The 1,880-nt window shown below is 74.1% G+C and carries 2 protein-coding genes; both read right to left on the bottom strand.

The genetic code is table 11. The annotated features are described in order from the left end of the window. A partial coding sequence (locus tag AWZ10_RS32050) for an NADPH-dependent FMN reductase (RefSeq protein ID WP_167366007.1) occupies positions 1-411 on the bottom strand: 411 nt, incomplete at its 3' end. Further along, the coding region (locus tag AWZ10_RS32045) for an ATP-grasp domain-containing protein (protein WP_060892721.1) at positions 408-1,880 on the bottom strand (1,473 nt) is incomplete at its 5' end. The genes AWZ10_RS32045 and AWZ10_RS32050, both read right to left, overlap by 4 nt.

Genomic DNA, 1,880 nt, shown 5'->3' with positions numbered 1-1,880 from the left:
GCAGGGCGGACTCGGGGTCGATGACGACCCGGCTGCGTACGTCCTCGCCGTCGTACTCGATCGCCACCCCGGCCCGCCGCCGGCGGCGATCAGGCCGACCGGCCGGTTGCTGAGTGCGTCGCCGGTGAGGTGGTCCAGGGCGTTCTTCAGCAGTGCGCTGTAGGAACCGTGGTAGACGGGGGTGGCCAGCAGGGCGCCGGCGGCGCGGGCGATGCGGGCGCGCAGCAGCGCGGTCTGGCTGCCGGTGGGCGGGTCGTCGTAGTCGGCCAGTGCGTGCGGCTGGGGGAACTCCACGGCCAGGTCGATGAGTTCGAAGGTGTGGCCGGCGCGGGTGATGCGTTCGCCGGCCTTGAGCAGGACCTCTCGGGTCACCGAGTCCTTGGCCGCGCTGCCGAGCAGGGCGAGGATCATGGCCGGCTCCGGGTGGCGGGGGCCGGTGCGCACACGATGCGTATGTCGTGTTCGGCGCGGTGCAGCAGCCGGGACACCTCGGCGTGCGAGTCGTGGGCGAAGACGTGGGTGCTGATGCCGCTGCCGGAGAACCGTGAGGCGGGGACGGTGTCACCGACGCGGGCGTGGACGGAGCGGGCGTAGGCGTGCGGTGCCACCGCGGAGTCGTCGAACTTGAGGAGTCGTCCGCCGCCGCTGTAGTGCACGGTCCAGCCGGCGTGGGCGGCCACGGGGTCACGGCGGCGGTGGCGGGGGTCCAGCCCTACGTCGGCGAGGAGTTTGGCGTGGTCGAGGTCGATGCCGGTGGTGGCGCGGAAGGCCTCGGCGACTCCGGCGCCGCCCGGCCGGGCGGCGACCTCGCAGAACGTCAGGTGTCCACCGGTGACGAACGCTTCCAGGTGCAGCACGCCCGAGTCCATCTGCCAGGCGTGGAGGACCTGGTCGAGGAGGCGCCCGGCCGCCGCGCGCAGCGCCGGGTCGGCCACCGTGGCCGACGACAGCGGCAGGCCGTGGCGGAGGGCCATGGTGTCGCGCTCGTAGAGGGAGACGTCCCACACCGGTTCGCCGTCGTGCACGACCGCGTCGATGTGGCACAGGGGGGCGTCGACGAACTCCTCGCACAGGTGTGTGCCGGGGGTGAACTGCGTGTGCAGCCAGGCCTGGAGGTCCGGCCAGGAGGCGAGGACGGCCACGCCCCGGGAGCCGGATGCGGCCCGCGGTTTAAGGACGATCTTCCCGTGGCGGTCGAACATCTCGGTGATGTCCTGGGCCGTGTGGGCGAGCAGCCCGTCGGCGCAGCGGATGCGGTGGCTGCGGGCGATGCGTTTCATGACGGCCTTGTCCACCCAGCGCCGTACCTCGTGGGGTCCTTCGCCGGCCGTGCCGAGCAGGGCGCGCAGCCGGGCGGCCGGCTGGAGCAGCCGCTCGGAGAGGGCGGCCACCCGGTGCACCGGGTGGCCGGCGTCGAGGGTGCGGGCGAGGTGCCCGAGCAGGAAGCCGTCGCTCAGGTCGGTGCGCACCGCCAGGTCGGCGGGGTGGGGGCCGGGCGTCGAGGACAGCACGCTCAGCCGGAAGCGGTCCGCGGGCAGGACCGGTGTCCCGTCGTCGAGGGTCCAGGTGGCGGCGCCGATCCGGTCCAGCAGGAGGACATGGGTGCGCTCCTGCGCCGTGGTGCGCCACAGCAGCGAGCGCTCCAGTTTGCGTGCCGTCCTGCGTGCCTGGTCGCGGCCGGCCGCGACCACGGTGTGGCGCAGCCACACGGTGGGCCGGGGGTCCTGGTGGACGTGGCCGGCCCGGGTGAACACCTGCGCCCGGAACAGGCCGGGGAAGGTCTGCAGCTGTTCTTCGGTGGTGGCCTCGATGACCCGGAAGCGGCCGCCGGGCGTCGTCACCGCGCGCTGCAGGGCGACGGCGGGGCGGCTGCGGGCGCG

It is taken from the genome of Streptomyces europaeiscabiei (genome assembly GCF_001550375.1).
GTDB classification, from domain to species: Bacteria; Actinomycetota; Actinomycetes; order Streptomycetales; family Streptomycetaceae; genus Streptomyces; species Streptomyces europaeiscabiei.
The sequence above is the reverse complement of the archived record's forward strand: the minus strand, read 5'-3'. Positions and strand labels throughout refer to the sequence as shown.